Source organism: Corallincola platygyrae (assembly GCF_039544265.1).
Classification (GTDB): Bacteria; Pseudomonadota; Gammaproteobacteria; order Enterobacterales; family Neiellaceae; genus Corallincola; species Corallincola platygyrae.
Map to the genome: position 1 here is coordinate 36,375 of NZ_BAABLI010000016.1, position 17,175 is coordinate 53,549.

The 17,175-nt window shown below is 50.6% G+C and carries 16 protein-coding genes; 15 read left to right on the forward strand and 1 reads right to left on the reverse strand.

The features are described from left to right. The first annotated feature begins 7 nt into the window (after positions 1-7). From recO to acpS, 3 genes are read left to right on the forward strand one after another with little or no spacing between them, the layout of a single operon-like run. Positions 8-703 (forward strand): DNA repair protein RecO, encoded by a 696-nt coding sequence (gene recO / locus ABEA14_RS14175; RefSeq protein ID WP_345340691.1) that lies wholly within the window; start codon positions 8-10, stop codon positions 701-703. Then, the gene (gene pdxJ / locus ABEA14_RS14180) at positions 700-1,437 is read left to right on the forward strand and encodes a pyridoxine 5'-phosphate synthase (protein ID WP_345340692.1); all 738 of its coding nucleotides are present in this window, start codon (positions 700-702) and stop codon (positions 1,435-1,437) included. Before recO ends, pdxJ begins: the two co-directional genes overlap by 4 nt. A gap of 2 nt (positions 1,438-1,439) precedes the next feature. Then, on the forward strand, positions 1,440-1,820 hold the full coding sequence (acpS, locus tag ABEA14_RS14185; RefSeq protein WP_345340693.1) for a holo-ACP synthase: 381 nt from the start codon (positions 1,440-1,442) through the stop codon (positions 1,818-1,820). Positions 1,821-1,849: 29 nt separating this feature from the next. Here the strand turns inward: acpS and barA are convergent, their stop codons facing one another. Continuing rightward, complete coding sequence (gene barA, locus ABEA14_RS14190) at positions 1,850-4,588, reverse strand: two-component sensor histidine kinase BarA (RefSeq protein ID WP_345340694.1); 2,739 nt, start codon at positions 4,586-4,588, stop codon at positions 1,850-1,852. 103 nt (positions 4,589-4,691) lie between these two features. Between barA and rlmD the strand changes: the two genes are divergently transcribed. From rlmD to ABEA14_RS14250, 12 genes are all read left to right on the forward strand, one after another. Next, a complete protein-coding gene (rlmD, locus tag ABEA14_RS14195) occupies positions 4,692-6,056 on the forward strand; it encodes a 23S rRNA (uracil(1939)-C(5))-methyltransferase RlmD (protein ID WP_345340695.1) in 1,365 nt (454 codons plus the stop codon). 310 nt (positions 6,057-6,366) lie between these two features. Further along, complete coding sequence (relA, locus tag ABEA14_RS14200) at positions 6,367-8,562, forward strand: GTP diphosphokinase (RefSeq protein WP_345340696.1); 2,196 nt, start codon at positions 6,367-6,369, stop codon at positions 8,560-8,562. Continuing rightward, on the forward strand, positions 8,562-9,368 hold the full coding sequence (mazG, locus tag ABEA14_RS14205) for a nucleoside triphosphate pyrophosphohydrolase (RefSeq protein ID WP_345340697.1): 807 nt from the start codon (positions 8,562-8,564) through the stop codon (positions 9,366-9,368). Before relA ends, mazG begins: the two co-directional genes overlap by 1 nt. Positions 9,369-9,507: 139 nt before the next feature. Continuing rightward, on the forward strand, positions 9,508-11,145 hold the full coding sequence (pyrG, locus tag ABEA14_RS14210) for a CTP synthase (RefSeq protein ID WP_345340698.1): 1,638 nt from the start codon (positions 9,508-9,510) through the stop codon (positions 11,143-11,145). 83 nt (positions 11,146-11,228) lie between these two features. After that, entirely contained in the window at positions 11,229-12,530 is a 1,302-nt protein-coding gene (gene eno / locus ABEA14_RS14215) for a phosphopyruvate hydratase (RefSeq protein ID WP_345340699.1), read from the forward strand. A 118-nt stretch (positions 12,531-12,648) separates the two neighbouring features. Further along, positions 12,649-12,945, forward strand: a complete 297-nt coding sequence (ftsB, locus tag ABEA14_RS14220) for a cell division protein FtsB (protein WP_345340700.1) — start codon at positions 12,649-12,651, stop codon at positions 12,943-12,945. Beyond that, a complete protein-coding gene (ispD, locus tag ABEA14_RS14225; RefSeq protein ID WP_345340701.1) occupies positions 12,935-13,636 on the forward strand; it encodes a 2-C-methyl-D-erythritol 4-phosphate cytidylyltransferase in 702 nt (233 codons plus the stop codon). Before ftsB ends, ispD begins: the two co-directional genes overlap by 11 nt. Further along, positions 13,636-14,109, forward strand: a complete 474-nt coding sequence (ispF, locus tag ABEA14_RS14230; RefSeq protein ID WP_345340702.1) for a 2-C-methyl-D-erythritol 2,4-cyclodiphosphate synthase — start codon at positions 13,636-13,638, stop codon at positions 14,107-14,109. The genes ispD and ispF overlap by 1 nt, the downstream gene beginning before the upstream one ends. Next, positions 14,106-15,140: a tRNA pseudouridine(13) synthase TruD gene (gene truD, locus ABEA14_RS14235; protein ID WP_345340703.1), complete on the forward strand. Its 1,035-nt coding sequence runs from the start codon at positions 14,106-14,108 to the stop codon at positions 15,138-15,140. The genes ispF and truD overlap by 4 nt, the downstream gene beginning before the upstream one ends. Beyond that, positions 15,137-15,892: a 5'/3'-nucleotidase SurE gene (gene surE, locus ABEA14_RS14240; protein WP_345340704.1), complete on the forward strand. Its 756-nt coding sequence runs from the start codon at positions 15,137-15,139 to the stop codon at positions 15,890-15,892. Before truD ends, surE begins: the two co-directional genes overlap by 4 nt. After that, complete coding sequence (locus ABEA14_RS14245; protein ID WP_345340705.1) at positions 15,889-16,530, forward strand: protein-L-isoaspartate(D-aspartate) O-methyltransferase; 642 nt, start codon at positions 15,889-15,891, stop codon at positions 16,528-16,530. Before surE ends, ABEA14_RS14245 begins: the two co-directional genes overlap by 4 nt. After that, positions 16,530-17,108 carry a YqaA family protein gene (locus ABEA14_RS14250; RefSeq protein WP_345340706.1) on the forward strand — a complete coding sequence of 193 codons (579 nt, stop codon included), beginning with the start codon at positions 16,530-16,532 and terminating at the stop codon, positions 17,106-17,108. The genes ABEA14_RS14245 and ABEA14_RS14250 overlap by 1 nt, the downstream gene beginning before the upstream one ends. Positions 17,109-17,175 lie beyond the last annotated feature (67 nt).

A 17,175-nucleotide genomic window follows, 5' to 3' on the forward strand; every position in this document is an offset into this window, starting at 1 on the left:
GTAGGCGTTGCAACTCGGATTTGTGCTGCATCGTCGACCCTATCGGGAGACCAGCCTGCTGGTTGACCTATTCACTGAACACTCAGGTTATATCAGAGCGGTATGCCGCGGGGGACAAAGAAAGTCTCTGGCGGCACTTATGCAACCCTTTTACCCGCTGACGCTCTCTTTCAAAGGCCAGGGAGAGTTGGTCACTCTGCTGCAAACTGAGCCACGCGGTATGCCTCATACTCTGACAAGCGAGAGGCTGTATGCCGGCCTATACGTAAATGAATTGCTGGTTAGACTGCTACCTATTGGCGTTCCCTGCCCTGAGCTATTTTCTGTATATCAAAGTACGTTAATTAAATTAGCTGACAAAGCGTCTGCATCTCTTGAACCCATGCTGCGCCAGTTCGAGTTCATATTACTTACTGAGCTGGGGGTGGCATTTGATTTTCAACATGACGCCCATGGTGTGCCGATTGAATCGGGGGGGCGCTATGTTTGGTACTCAGAGCAGGGGTTTTGTCGTAATGACTCGGATGCAAACGGCATTTCTGGTGACAGTTTGCTGGAAATTGGCTTTGGTCAGCTAAATAATATAGCCAATCAACGAGTTGCAAAACAGCTATGCAGGCAGGCATTGTCAGGGTTTTTGGGTAAAAAACCGCTGAAAAGTCGTGAACTATTCGCACAATTTTTAAGAGGAAAACGACGTTGAAAGAGATCTTACTGGGCGTCAACATCGACCACATTGCTACCCTTCGCCAAGCCAGGGGTACCAACTACCCTGATCCTGTGCATGCCGCTGCTGTGGCAGAAAATGCAGGAGCAGACGGTATTACAATCCATCTACGGGAAGATCGTCGCCATATTCAGGATCGTGACGTCGCTGTACTCAAAGAAACATTGAAGACACGCATGAATTTGGAAATGGCAGCGACCGATGAGATGGTCCAGATCGCCATTGATACTAAGCCAACCTTTGTCTGTTTAGTTCCAGAAAAGCGTGAAGAGCTGACGACCGAAGGCGGCTTGGATGTTGCGGGTCAGCAGGCGCGAATGAACGATGTGGTGGCTAAGCTCGCCGCAGCGAATATCAAGGTATCGCTATTCATTGATGCAGATAAGGCCCAGATCGATGCCGCTAAGGCATCTGGTGCGCCTTACATTGAACTGCATACTGGCCACTATGCCGATGCAACGGACGAAGCAGAACAAAAAGCAGAATTAGCGCGTATCGCTGAAGCAGCTGCATATGCTGATAGCATTGGCTTGAACGTTAATGCTGGCCACGGCCTTCACTACCACAACGTCAAACCTATCGCCGCAATTCCTGAGCTGGAAGAGCTGAACATTGGTCACTCCATTATTGCGCGCGCTGCTTTTGATGGCTTGGCGACTGCTGTTGCCGATATGCGCCGTTTGATGAAAGAGGCCCGCCTGGGTATCTGATTATGGCCATCCTGGGTTTAGGCACTGATATTGTTGAAGTGGATAGGATCGCTAAGGCGATTGAGCGCACTGGTGAACGGTTTGCTCAGCGGATTTTGACGGAGCGAGAGTATCAGTACTTTACTCAATCTGGTCAGCCGGTGCGCTATCTGGCGAAGCGCTTTGCCGCCAAAGAGGCAGCAGCCAAAGCGTTAGGAACCGGGATTGCTGCTGGCATCAGCTTTCAGCATTTCGAAGTGAGCAATGACGATGCTGGTAAACCGGTATTAGTGCTTACTGATAAGGCTGGCGAGCGCGCTGCAGCAATGGGTGCAAGTCATCTGCACCTGTCGATAAGTGATGAGCGCCACTTCGCCGTGGCTACCGTGATACTTGAGTCTTAGTTGAAAACTGCAAAGGCAGCGATGGTCGGTCAGGCCATTACTGCTTTAGCTGCTTGTTGCAACAAAGCTATCTCATCCAGCATCTCGAGGTATTCAGGCTCAATATCTGGAAGCTCAATGCCCTGTTTAAGCAGAGTTTCCAGTTCATTGGCAAGTTTATTGAGCGCCGGTACGCCGGTGTAACAACAAGCGCCATTGAGCTTGTGTACGTGGTGCAAAAGCTCAGCACGATCTTGTTCCTGATAGGCTTTATTCAGAGAGTCGCTTACATCCGGCAGGCTGTCGAGCAACATCTGCAACATCTCTTGAGCCAGAGATTCCCTGCCACCAGCTCGCTTCAGAGCCAGATCCCAGTCTATTCCATCAATAGAAGCAAGATCGGCACTGCTATCAGCACTTAGCTTTGGTACCCAGCGCAGAATCAATCTTTGCAGTGCTTCCTCATCAATAGGCTTGGTCAGATAATCATCCATGCCCTGAGATAATAAGCGTTCTTGTTCACCTTGCATTGCATGTGCGGTAACTGCAACCACTGGCGTGGAACGATTAAGCTCGGTTTTGCGGATCTCTTTGGTCGCAGTGACCCCGTCCATGCGTGGCATCTGAATATCCATCAGAATCAGGTCATAACTCTGTTTGAGCGCTTTTTCGACTGCAAACTCTCCATCTTCACAGGTCTCAACTTCGTTCACCAGATCTGAAAGCAGGGCCGCAATTAATTTCAGGTTGGCTGGATTGTCATCCACAGCCAGAATCCGTGCATCATGTTTGGCGGCTTTAGCCGGTTGTGGCTTGTGGGCCACTGTTTGCAGCGGCTTGAAATGTCCTATGGTGCGACAGACTCTGGAAGGGTTAACTGGTTTGGCTATGCTGTTGTCTGCTCCCATTTCGCGCAACATCTCGTGCACGTTGGGATCGCTATGGTTGGTCAGCACGATGACCTGGTCGCTGCACACCTTCGCTTGACGGATCAGTTGTCCCATTTGCGACATATCTTTTTCGCACGACGCACAGCTGATTAAAGTGGCGAGGAAATGCTGACCGGAGTTAAGTTGGTGTTGCCATTCGAATGGCTCGCTGACGCTCACCACGTTCATGTGCCAGTTTATTAATGGGTCAGCTAATGCGCGTCGGCTAGAGTCCTGTGGTTCATAAATCAGAACTGCGCGGTCATGCACTTCATCAAGTGGTAGTGGCTCACCCAATGGCAGCGGACTGCGTGTGCAACATAGCGTAAACCAGAAGGTTGTAGATTTCCCTGGGGTGGACTCAAAGCCCATTTCACCACCCATCTGGTGAACCAGGCGTTGCGAGATCACCAAACCAAGGCCTGTGCCACCAAAGCGACGCGTAATACTGGAGTCACCCTGACCAAAGGCTTGGAACAGGGACTTCTGTTGTTCTTCACTGACCCCGATCCCCGTGTCTTTAACAATGATCTTCAGGGTAACTTTATCTTCATGCTCCTTCAGCAGCTTGCTGCTGATCTCAACCGAACCCTGTTCAGTAAACTTAACTGCGTTGCCGACCAGGTTAGTCAGAACCTGTTTAATTCGGAAAGCGTCACCGATCAGGTTGTCCGGTACTTTATCCGCAACCCGGACGACCATTTCCAACCCTTTTTCATGACTATTTGGCGCCAGCAAGGTGGCTACTTCGTAAATGGTGTCACGGAGCATAAATGGCATCTGCTCCAACTGGAGCTTACCGGCTTCAAGTTTAGAGAAGTCGAGGATGTCATTAATGATGGTCAGCAGATTGTTGGCCGATTTCTCGGTGGTGACCAAATAGTCTTTCTGCTGCGGTGTCATCGGTGTTTTAAGCAGCTGGCGAGTAAAACCAATCACACCATTGAGTGGTGTTCTCAGTTCGTGGGACATGTTGGCCAGGAATTCAGACTTAACCCGGTTAGCTTCCTGTGCCCGTTTTTTCGCCATATCCAGTTCAATATTCTGGATCTCGATCTGTTCCAGCGTTTCTCGCAGATCGGAGGTGGCCTGATCGATGTTTTGTTGCATCTCCAGGTGAGATTCGTCGAGTGACTTCGCCATGGCGTTGATGCCCTGGCGCAGCTCATCCAGTTCTCCAATAAGTGGACCCGCTACACGTGTGTCCAATCGGCCTCGGCGGATCATGTCTACCGCGTCAACCATTTCAGAGATGGGTTCGGTTACCTGTTTCACCAGCCGGAAGGTGAATAGCAGGTTGAGTATCACACCTACCAACACGATGATACCGGCGGCCAATGCTGACCTATGTTGTTCCAGCACAGCACCGTCAGAGTTTAACTGTGCAACCACATAGCCGATGATGGGGGTGGGTTCATCGGGCTTGAGGCCATACAGGTTGGATTCCTGGTGGATCGGTGTTCGAAGGATCAGGTCGCCGTTGCTGGTGTACTCCAGCATGGTATTTGGGGGCACTGTAGAGCCCGGCGGCAAGCGCAACGTATTGAAGTTACGTATGTAGTTACTGGTAACAAATACTTTGTGGCGGGTATCGAAAATGGCAATGGCCCGCACCGTTTCTGAATGTCGACGGTGTGACACGCCAACCAGGCGTTTGAGCATCTCTCGACTGTTATGCAGCATGCCGTACTCACTGGCGATCGCCAGTGGTTCAACAATATTGCTGCCACGCTCGATCAGTTCCTCGTCCAATTCCTGGAATCGATGGAACGTAAAGTAGCTGCCCAATAGCACCCCGATCAACACGGTCGGCGCCAACGTCAGAATGAGCACCCATGAGCGTAAGCCCAGTGTTGCCATGGTGTTTCCTTCACCCCTGCCATTACAATGCGGGTAATAATGTCATATTACTGAGATAATGAGTACCGCCCAAACTTTACAGGCGTGACGAGGAAGACGTTTCATGGTGCAGATTTATCGCCCAAACAAAGTGCGAGCGAGATCAAACAAGGCAAAACAGCTGACGTTGCAGATTGACGACCTGAACCACAAAGGTGAGGGTGTTGGCCGTGCTGATGGCAAAGTTGTCTTTGTTTCGGGGGCATTGCCGGGCGAGCGAGTGAAGGTAAAACCGGTTGAGCAGCAGAAACGGTTCTTGCGAGCAGAGCTATTGAGTGTAAATGAGTCCAGCGCCGAGCGAACGCAGCCATTTTGTCAACACTATGGCCAGTGTGGCGGGTGCGCACTTCAACACATGACAATCGTTGCCCAGAGAGAGCAGAAACAGAAGCGACTGGCGCGCTTGCTGCAGGAGCAGAGCTTACAACCCACTGAATGGCAGTCTGTTGTTGCCGGAGAAGCGCAACAGTATCGTCGCAGGGCCCGAATTAGCATTTGGTGGGGCAGAGGCAAGCGAGATTTCAAAATTGGATTTCGCCAGAAGCAGAGCAAGGCACTGGTCGAGATAGATTCCTGCCCCTTGTTAGTTGAGTCGCTAGAAACCAGCTTTAACTTACTGCGTTCTCTGCTAGTTAAACTGAAACGTCCGAAAGTCTTTTCTCACCTTGAAGTATGCGAGGCCAATGAAGGGGCCATTTGGATCCTGCGCAACATTGACGGCGTGAGAGATGATGATCTTGCTCTCATTCGTGAGTTTGCCGAAACAAATGCCTTACATCTGCTTTTTGAAGACAACGAAGGGCTGGTCACGCCTGTCACTGCCAATGTGCCGTCAGTGTTTCATTACTCGCTCGATGTTGGTAACAAGTCCCTGGCGATTGGTTTTGCGCCACAGCATTTTATTCAGGTTAACGCAGACATCAATCAGCAGATGGTTGAGCAAGCTTTGTTATGGTTAGCGCCGCAGCAGAATGAAACCATTGCTGACTTTTTCTGTGGCGTCGGTAATTTCAGTTTGGCTGTCGCTGAAATAGGAGCAAAAGTAGTGGGTGTTGAGGGGGTCGCAGAGATGACTGAGCGTGCCATCACAAATGCCAAGGCGCTTGAACTTGCAGACTCGTGCCAGTTTGTCACTTTTGATCTGACAAAAAATCTATCAGACTTCGCTGAGCAGTATGGTCCTATTGACGCTGTGCTAATGGACCCTGCAAGAGCAGGAGCAATGGACGTGGCTCGACAAATGGATACGCTTTCACCGTCCCGTATTGTTTATGTTTCTTGCGATCCCGCGACCTTAGTGCGCGACGCCGCCATTCTCCATGAACAGGGCTACCAGATCGAAAAAGCGAGTGTGTTAGATATGTTTCCTCACACATCTCACCTTGAATCTATGCTGCTGTTTCGCAAAGATGGAAAAAGAAGGGCGTAATACTAGGGTCTGTTGACCTTTGCTGTTTGTTTTTGCAGCAATATGTTGGCGATTTAGACGAGGCAGAGGCTATGAAGTTGAGTGGCCCTCAATAAATAGCCGATAACGAAGTATAAATCGCCAACACATGCTGCCCCTTCTTCTGAAGGAAATGGGGTTCGTTGAAACACGTTCTGAGCTGCGTCCTTCACTACTTTCTTAGATCGCTAAGATACGTAGCTTACTTCTTGCTCAAAACGTGTTTCATTCGAACAATACCCATACACTAAAGGTCAACAGACCCTAGCCCTGCGATAAGGAATTTAGGTTCATGGTTTCAGTTCGTGACACAAAAAAAGATAAGTTGGGGCAGGGCGTTGATGCCTGGTTGGTTGACTTAGGATTGACCAAAGACACGCGAAAAGGTGTCCTCGATACCTATCAGCACTGCCAACAACTATTGGCGGATCATCCCGAGCAGGAAGTACTGCTAGTCAGTAGTCGTGAGATGATCGCGATCCTGGCGACCATGGGCATGGATCTGACAGCTTATCGAGTCGCCGTGTTGTATCCGTTGTTTGTGGAACAGCTGATTGACCGTGAACAGATAGAAAGCCAGTACGGCAAAAAAGTCGCACAACTGCTGGATAACGTGGAGCGAATGGAAGCTATCCGGTCGCTGCAAACGGTGAGTTCAGGCCAACCAACCGCGCAGCAGGTCGATAACCTGCGTCATATGTTGCTGGCCATGGTGGAAGATGTACGCGCCGTGGTAATCAAACTGGCTGAGCGAATCTGTTACCTGCATTCAGTCAAAAACGCGGATGAAGAGACCCGGGTCATGGCTGCCCGCGAGACCAGTGACATCTATGCGCCGCTGGCAAATCGCCTCGGTATCGGTCAGTTGAAGTGGGAGCTGGAAGACTTTGCGTTTCGCTACCAACATCCAGATACCTACAAGCAGATCGCCAAGATGCTCGATGAGCGCCGTATCGACCGCGAACAATATATCGAGACTTTCCTGTCAACGCTCAGAAAAGCGTTGGGTAAAGAAGGTATTAAGGCCGATGTACAGGGGCGGCCCAAGCATATCTACAGCATCTGGAAGAAGATGCAGCGCAAGCAGCTGGCGTTTGATGAACTGTTTGATGTGCGCGCGGTACGTATCGTGGTTGATCGCTTGCAGGATTGTTACGCCGCATTAGGGGTGGTTCACACCCTGTTCCATCATCTGCCCAGTGAATTTGACGATTATGTCGCCAATCCAAAGTCCAATGGCTATCAATCAATTCACACCGTCGTGCTCGGCCCACAAGGGCGAACCGTTGAGATCCAGATCCGTACCGAACAGATGCATGAAGACTCGGAGTTAGGGGTCGCGGCACACTGGAAGTACAAAGAGGGTGGTGGTGGCGCCAAGAGCGGCTACGAAGAACGCATTGCCTGGTTGCGTAAGATCCTCGCCTGGCAGGATGATGTTGCTGAGAGCGGCAGCCTGGTCGAAGAACTGCGTAACCAAGTGTTTGAAGATCGGGTGTACGTGTTTACGCCCAAAGGAGATGTGGTAGACCTGCCTACCGGTTCTACGCCATTAGACTTTGCCTATTACATCCACAGTCAGGTAGGGCACCGCTGCATAGGTGCCAAAATTGGCGGAAAGATAGTTCCGTTCACCTATGAACTGCAAAGCGGCGATCAGGTGGAAGTGATTACTGCCAAAGAGCCTAATCCCAGTCGAGATTGGCTCAATCCGAATCTGGGTTACCTCAAATCAGGTCGCGCCAGAGCCAAGGTTCAGCACTGGTTTAAGTTGCAAGACCGTGAGAAAAACATTGCTGCCGGTCGTGAGATGCTGGACACGGAATTGACCCGTGTCGGATTAAAGCTGTCCGATCTTTCTGAAGCGACAGAGCGCTTTAACGTCAATCACGTTGATGACCTGATGGCGGCCGTCGGTGCCGGCGACGTTAAGATGAATCAGGTGGTGAATCACCTGCAAAGTAAGTTGCAGAAACCTTCTGATGAAGAAGCGGATGCGCTGGTTCTGCAGCAAACCTCTAATGTCAGCCGCAAACCGCCCAAAGACGTGTTACTGGTCGAAGGTGTCGGCAATTTGATGACCCATATGGCGCGTTGCTGCCAGCCGGTGCCCGGTGATCCCATCATGGGTTACATCACGCAGGGGCGGGGGATCTCGATTCACCGTCAAGACTGTGAGCAGCTAGCGGATCTACTTGAAGCGCAGCCCGCACGCGGTATTGAAGTGGCGTGGGGCGAGAACTATGCATCAGGTTACTCGCTGACTATTCGCTTGTTAGCTACGGATCGCAGTGGTTTGCTCCGCGATATCACGACAATTTTGGCCAACGACAAAATCAATGTGCTGGGTGTGAAGAGTCGTTCAGACGTAAATCAGCAGACAGCCATTATCGATATGGAGCTGGAGATATATAACAAGGAGAGCCTGTCTCGTGTGCTGGCTCGCCTAACGCAACTCCCTGATGTGATGGAAGCGAAACGTCTGTAATGGCTAACGACGAAAATCAAGCGATCAATAAACTGATCGATGTGATGGCAAAGCTCAGAGATCCGAATGGCGGCTGCCCTTGGGATCTGAAGCAAAACTTCAGCACCATAGTGCCTTACACGTTGGAAGAAGCGTATGAGGTGGCTCATGCCATCGAGCAGCAGGATTGGCCAGAGGTAAAGAATGAGCTCGGTGACCTGCTGTTTCAGGTGGTGTTTTATGCTCAGCTTGGCAAAGAGCAGCAGCTATTTGATTTTGAAGAGATCGCCGATGCTGTATCGGAAAAGTTGATTCGTCGCCATCCCCATGTTTTTGGCGAATTGACTGTCGCTGGTGAAGCGGAAATAAAACAAAATTGGGAAAACATTAAAGCGAAGGAAAGGGCTGCCAAATCTGAAAGCGGGAAAGCCAGTGCGCTGGACGATGTGCCCGTGGCGTTACCAGCGCTTTCTCGCGCCGCAAAATTGCAAAAGCGGGCTGCTCACCAAGGGTTTGATTGGCCAGATGTCAGTGGTGTCATCGATAAGTTGGCAGAGGAACAGAATGAACTGACTGAGGCGTTGAGTTCTGGCGACATGGAACATGTCGCTGAAGAGCTCGGCGATTTAATGTTTACAGCGGTAAATCTGGCTCGTCATTTGAAAAAAGATCCAGAGCAATTGCTGCGATTAGCCAATGATAAGTTTGAACGGCGCTTTCGTTCCGTAGAGGGGCAGTTGGTGAATGAGTCTATGTCCCTAAGTGATTACTCACTTGATGAGCTAGAAAAAGCCTGGCAAAGCGCAAAAACCGAACAGTCTACGTGACAGCGATCACATTGATGTGGCGCAAAGCTGACAGTTAATTTGCTCGTTAGAATCCCGTTTCGTTGAGTGGAAGCGGTGCCTTTGTTATACTATTGCCCCGTCTTGATATCCCTTCAACTTTCAATTTCTCAGGTTCAGAATGACGACGAACTATATATTTGTGACAGGCGGGGTAGTGTCCTCCCTAGGTAAGGGCATTGCTGCAGCATCTTTGGCTGCCATCCTTGAAGCGCGTGGCCTAAAAGTCACTATGATGAAGCTTGACCCCTATATCAATGTCGATCCGGGCACGATGAGCCCGTTTCAGCATGGTGAGGTGTTCGTCACGGAAGATGGCGCTGAAACTGATTTGGACCTGGGTCACTATGAGCGATTCATCCGCACCAAGATGAGCCGCCGTAATAACTTCACCACCGGGCGTGTGTATGAAGACGTCTTACGTCGAGAGCGCCGCGGTGACTACCTGGGGGCGACCATCCAGGTTATCCCTCATATCACCAACGAAATTAAGGCTCGCGTTATTAAAGGCGCTGAAGGCCACGACGTTGCTATCGTAGAGATCGGTGGCACGGTAGGTGATATCGAATCTCAGCCGTTTTTGGAAGCGATTCGTCAGTTGGGAACTGAGCTTGGCCGTGATCGTGCCATGTATATGCACCTGACGCTGGTGCCTTATCTGGCAGCATCGGGCGAAGTGAAAACCAAGCCGACACAGCACTCGGTGAAAGAGCTGCGCTCTATCGGTATCCAGCCGGATATTCTGGTGTGCCGTAGCGACCGTGCTATTCCGGCAAACGAACGCGCCAAAATTGCACTCTTCACTAACGTGGAAGAGCGTGCAGTTATCTCATTGAAAGATGTTGACAGTATCTATCGTATTCCAGCGCTGTTGAATGGGCAGGGCCTGGACGATCTGGTTGCGAAGCGTTTTGGTCTTGAGTGTGCCGACGCTGACCTGTCTGAATGGGAACAGGTACTTTACGAAGAAAGCAACCAAACCAATGACGTCACTATCGCTATGGTGGGCAAATACGTTGAACTACCAGACGCATATAAATCATTGAATGAAGCTTTGAAACATGGCGGCTTGAAAAGCCGACAGAACGTCACCATTAAGTACATCGACTCGCAAGATGTTGAAACCAAAGGCACCGATGTGCTGGCTGGCGTAGATGCCATCCTGGTTCCTGGCGGGTTTGGTGAGCGCGGTGTTGAAGGTAAGATTTTGGCCGCTAAGTATGCGCGTGAGAACGGTGTACCTTACTTGGGCATCTGCCTGGGTATGCAGGTTGCACTGATCGAATATGCACGCAATGTTGCCGGCTTGGAAGGTGCACACAGTTCAGAGTTTGATACTGAGTCTGCACATCCGGTAGTAGGCCTGATCACTGAATGGCTCGATGCCGAAGGCAACGTAGAGCAGCGTGACGAGCAATCAGACCTTGGCGGAACCATGCGTCTGGGCTCACAGCTTTGTCACCTGCAAGAAGGCAGCCGTGCACGTGAACTGTACGGTAACGCGACTGTCGAAGAGAGACATCGCCACCGCTATGAAGTAAACAACAACTATCGTGAGCAGTTGGAAAAAGCTGGTCTGAAAGTGACCGGACTAAGTGCAGACAAGAAGCTGGTTGAGATCATCGAGATCCCTGAGCATCCTTGGTTTGTTGCTTGTCAGTTCCACCCTGAGTTTACGTCGACACCAAGGGATGGACATCCACTGTTTACCGGTTTTGTGGCTGCCGCTGGAGAATATCAGAAGCGCCACCTAAACTGATTTGACCAAGAATTCTCGGGTCCGCTCTAGCGGCGGGCCTTTGTGGTTTTAAAATTGACATTCGTAAATTAACGAGGAAGACCATGTCTAATATCGTCAAAGTAATTGGCCGTGAAATCATCGATTCACGTGGTAACCCAACCGTAGAAGCGGAAGTACACCTGGAAGGTGGTTTCGTAGGTATGGCTGCTGCGCCTTCTGGTGCATCTACCGGTTCTCGTGAAGCACTGGAACTGCGTGATGGCGACAAGGCTCGCTTCCTGGGTAAAGGTGTACTGAAAGCTGTTGCTGCTGTAAACGGTCCAATCGCTGAAGCGTTGGCTGGTAAAGACGCGAAAGATCAGGCTGCGCTTGACCAGATCATGATCGACCTGGACGGTACTGACAACAAGTCAAACTTCGGCGCTAACGCTATCCTGGCTGTTTCTCTGGCTGCTGCTAAAGCTGCCGCTGCTGCTAAAGGCATGCCTCTGTACGAGCACATCGCCGAGCTGAACGGTACTCCTGGCGTATTCTCTATGCCTCTGCCAATGATGAACATCATCAACGGTGGTGAGCACGCTGACAACAACGTAGACATCCAAGAGTTCATGATCCAGCCAATTGGTGCTAAGACTCTGAAAGAAGGTCTGCGTATCGGTGCTGAAGTATTCCACAACCTGGCAAAAGTTCTGAAGGCAAAAGGCCTGAACACTGCTGTTGGTGACGAAGGAGGTTTCGCTCCTAACCTGGAAAGCAACGCTGCTGCTCTGGCTGCAATTAAAGAAGCTGTAGAAAAAGCAGGCTACGAGCTGGGTAAAGACGTTACTCTGGCTATGGACTGTGCTGCTTCTGAGTTCTACGACAAAGAAGCTGGCAACTACAACATGAAGGGCGAAGGCAAAATCTTCACTTCTGAAGAATTCAACTTCTACCTGCAGGATCTGGCTAACCAGTACCCAATCGTTTCTATCGAAGACGGTCTGGACGAGTCTGACTGGGACGGCTTCAAGCACCAGACAGAACTGCTGGGCGACAAGCTTCAGCTGGTTGGTGACGACCTGTTCGTTACTAACACTAAGATCCTGGCAGAAGGTATCGAGAAAGGCGTTGCTAACTCTATCCTCATCAAGTTCAACCAGATCGGTTCACTGACTGAAACTCTGGCTGCTATCAAGATGGCGAAAGACGCAGGCTACACTGCAGTAATCTCTCACCGTTCAGGTGAAACTGAAGACGCAACTATCGCTGACCTGGCGGTAGGTACTGCTGCAGGCCAAATCAAGACGGGTTCTATGAGCCGTTCTGACCGTGTTGCTAAGTACAACCAGCTGATCCGTATCGAGGAAGCGCTGGGTGAAAAAGCACCTTACAACGGTCTGAAAGAGGTTAAAGGTCAAGCTTAATCAATAGCTGATCAAACTCTTAAAAAGCCGCCCTTATGGGCGGCTTTTTGTTTTCTGCTCTTTTCCATCCCCATCCCCTCACGCATAATAGCGTGCAAAGTTAACCACCAGATTCTCTATGCGCTTTCTTTGGGTTGTCATGTTGATAGTTTTTGCTCTGCTACAGCAGCGTCTGTGGTTTGGCAAAAATAGCATCCGTGATGCCCTGGATTTACAGGACCAGGTACAGGCGCAGGCAAAAGCCAATGAACGCTTAACTGAGCGCAATCGTTTGATGTACGAGGAGATTAGAGATCTGAGAAGCGGTAATGAAGCGATTGAAGAGCGTGCTCGCAACGAATTGGGCATGATCAAAGAGGGCGAGACCTTCTATCGCGTATTAGAAAATTCTGACGAAGTAGTAAATGACGAGTAATAACGCCTCATTAGTGGCCATTGTGCCGGCAGCCGGGGTGGGCAGCCGCATGGGGGCTGACATTCCAAAGCAGTATCTGAAACTCAATGAACGAACCATTCTGGAGCACACGCTGGATCGTCTGCTCACAGTCGAGGGTGTCGAATCCGTCATTGTTGCTATTTCAGAGCAAGACCAATGGTTTGATACCCTGCCAATGGCAAAAGATCCACGGGTGCTGCGAGTGAGCGGGGGAAAAGAGCGCGCGGATTCTGTGCTTAATGGTCTTAAGCGAGCGATTGAGATTAAGGCAGATATGGCTTTAGTTCATGATGCTGCAAGGCCATGCGTATTAAACCAAGATATTGCTGCGCTCATTGAGCACGTGGGCAATGCTGCCGATGGTGGTTTGCTTGCAGTGCCCGTCAGGGACACGATGAAACGTTCTGCTCCCGACGGTACCGTTGCCCATACCGTTGACCGAGAGCGTTTGTGGCACGCTTTGACGCCACAGTTGTTCCCGTGCCAAACCCTTTATGATGCGATTGCCGCGGCGCTTGCTGCAGAAATACAGGTAACCGATGAAGCTTCTGCCATGGAGTGGGCCGGTTATCACCCCAAGTTAGTGGCAGGCTGCGATAGCAATATCAAAGTCACACGACCTGGCGACCTTAAATTAGCTGCATTCTTCCTACAGGAGGAGACCCTCTGATGCGAATAGGCCATGGTTTCGACGTACATAAATTTGGCAGCGATCAGCCACTGGTTTTGGGTGGTGTCACCATCCCCTATGACCAAGGCCTGGTGGCGCACTCTGACGGTGATGTCGTTTTGCATGCCGTGTGCGATGCCATTTTGGGGGCTGCTGCATTGGGAGATATAGGCAAGTTGTTTCCTGATACCGATCCTGCATTTAAAGGGGCCGACAGTCGAGTGCTGTTGCGTGAGGCATTCTCCCGCGTTAAAGCTAAGGGCTATGCCATAGGCAATCTTGACGTAACTGTCGCTGCTCAGGCGCCTAAGTTAAGGCCTCACATTGATCAGATGCGCGCTTTGATTGCTGATGATCTGGTGTGTGATATTGACCAGGTGAACGTCAAGGCGACGACGACCGAAAAACTCGGCTATGTTGGTCGAAAAGAGGGGATCGCAACACACGCCGTTGTGCTCTTGGTGGTCGCATGAATTTTGATTTAGCGACTTGCTGGCACGGTCTGGCTTACCTTCATCAGTGTCCGACAGGTAGTGGCCAGCTGAAAAAGCAGCCAGAAGATTTCTTTGTTGATGAGGTGATGGGATTCGAACCCTCTGGCGAAGGCGAACATCTTTGGCTTCAAGTTCGAAAACGAGATGCCAATACGGCAGATGTCATTAAGTCTTTATCAGGTCGCTTAGGGGTATCACCGAAAGTGATTGGTCACTCGGGCTTAAAGGACCGCTGGGCGGTTACGCAGCAGTGGTTGTCTGTGCAGCTACCGGGGCAGGATGCACCTGATATGCTGGGCGAGTTGTCGCCAGGCGTCGAAGTGATTGCGCAAACTCGTCACCACAAAAAGCTTCGTCCCGGCACTCACGCTGCCAACTGTTTTGAGATCCGGTTAAGGGAACTGACACAGCCAGAAGAATGTGTTGAGCGCTTGGAAAACATTATTGAAACCGGTGTACCCAATTATTTTGGTGAGCAACGTTTTGGCAGGGAAGGAAAGAATTTATCGCTTGCACAGTCTTTGTTTGCAGGTAAGCGGATCAAATCTCGAAACCAGAAAAGCATGGCCATCTCGTCAGCGCGAAGCTTCCTGTTTAATCGTGTTGCGTCCGAGCGCGTTGCCCAAGGACTTAAACCACTTGACGGTGAAAGCCTGATGCTGAGTGGCAGCCGTAGCTTCTTTACTGCTGAGCAGATCGATGGTGAGATATCTGAAAGATTAGCTAACGCTGATGTGCTTTTGTCTGCACCTTTATGGGGGCGGGGAGAACTGCCCTCAATTGGTTCTGCTGGAGAAATCGAGCGAGCATCGTTAGTTGGTTGTGAGTCTTTGATGGAAGGGCTCGAAGGGCAGGGTCTGAAGCAGGAGCGGCGCCCGCTGATATTGAGGCCTGAAAGCTTATCCTGGCAAGTTGAGGGCAATGAGATACTACTGAAGTTTTCTTTGCCCACGGGCAGTTTTGCGACTGCGGTGGTCAGGGAGTTAATACAGATCCAGGAAAACACGTGATGCGAATACTACTAAGCAACGATGACGGCGTGTATGCACCTGGACTCAAAGCGTTACATCGCTCGTTAAGTGAAATTGCCGAAGTCGTTACCATGGCACCCGATAGAAATCGAAGTGGAGCCAGCAGCTCTTTAACCCTTGAAGAGCCGTTGCGGGTGCAACGTTTAGATAATGGTTTTTTTTCGGTTCGTGGCACGCCAACAGACTGTGTGCACCTGGCTGTCAATGGATTGTTGGAGCAAGAGCCAGACATGGTTGTCGCGGGTATCAATGCGGGTGCAAATCTGGGGGATGACACCATCTACTCTGGGACTGTCGCAGCTGCGATAGAAGGGCGATTTCTTGGACGCCCAGCTATAGCGGTATCCAGTGTTGCTCGTCATCCGGAGCATTTTGAAACCGCAGCGAAAGTAGCTGTCACTTTGGTTCAGCAATTGGTTGAGCACCCTTTGCCCAGCGACCAGATCCTTAACGTAAATGTGCCGGATCTGCCATATGAACAGTTGAAAGGCATCAAGGTGACAAGGTTGGGACAGCGACATCGGTCTGAGCCCGTGGTAAGAGCTCGAGATCCTGGCAATCGCGAGGTATTCTGGATTGGACCGGCAGGGAAAGGACAGGATGCAGGTGAGGGCACAGATTTTAATGCTATCGGGCAGGGTTATGTGTCAGTGACACCGTTACAAATCGATTTAACCGCGCATCAGCAACGTGATGCGCTCAGTCAGTGGGTCTCTTCAATTCGTTTATGAGTGAACAAGTGAATTCGCCGGGGCTGCAGCGGCTATTGGATATTTTGCAGCGAGATGGCATTAGAGACGCCCGCGTTTTAGATGCGATAGCTGCCGTGCCAAGGCAGATATTTATGGATCCGTCGTTGGCCCACAAAGCGTACGACAACACGGCTTTGCCCATTGGTGTAGGTCAGACAATTTCTCAACCCTACATAGTGGCACGTATGACCGAGCTGCTGATTGAGAATCAGATGCCACAAAGGGTGTTGGAAGTTGGCACCGGGTCTGGCTATCAAACCGCAGTATTGGCCAATGTCGTGCCGCAAGTGTGTTCAATTGAACGTATTCAAACATTGCAGTACCAGGCAAAAAGAAAGCTCAGGCAGTTGGACCTTCATAATGTTTCAATGAAATTCGGCGATGGTTGGCAGGGATGGGAAACAAAAGCGCCGTTTGATGGCATATTAGTCACGGCTGCGCCTGACGATGTTCCCACCGCATTGCTTGAGCAGTTGGCTGATGGTGGCTGCTTAATTATCCCTGTTGGTAGTAATGAACAGGTGTTACAACGTATTACCCGTCAGGGCGATAAATTTTATAGCGAACAAATTGAACCGGTTCGCTTTGTACCGCTGGTTAAAGGAATTCCAGATTAATGAAACTGTTTTCTCCGATGTATGATTGGGTGATGTTGAAAGTCAGACATCGCCATGCTCCGGCTTATCTCTACGGAATGAGCTTTGCCGAATCCGTCTTTTTCCCTATTCCTGTCGATGTCATGCTGGCCCCGATGACGCTGGCAAAGCCCAGCAAGGCTTGGCATTACGCCGCCTGGTCAACCGTATTCTCAGTTTTGGGGGGCATTGTTGGCTATTGGTTGGGATTCTTTCTGTTTGATGTGTTGGTTGAGCCGACAATCGCAGCGATAGGTTATCAAGATAAGTTTGCCCACGCGGTGAGCTGGTTTGAAGAGTGGGGCGTGTGGGTAGTGTTTCTCGCCGGCTTCTCCCCCATACCCTATAAGGTGTTTACAGTATCTGCAGGTATGATGCAGATGGTGTTTCTGCCCTTTGTGATTGCCTCTTTATTTGGGCGAGGCATGCGCTTTTTCCTGGTTAGCGCGCTGATGCGATGGGGGGGCGCGAAAATGGAAGCGAAACTCAGGGACAATATCGACCTGCTTGGTTGGTTAACTGTCATCGCCGCGGTAGGGGCTTACCTAATATTGCGCTGATATCGGTAGTTTGTGATAGAGCATAGGAAAGTTAAAACACAGAGACGTGGATGGTGGCTACCGCTCA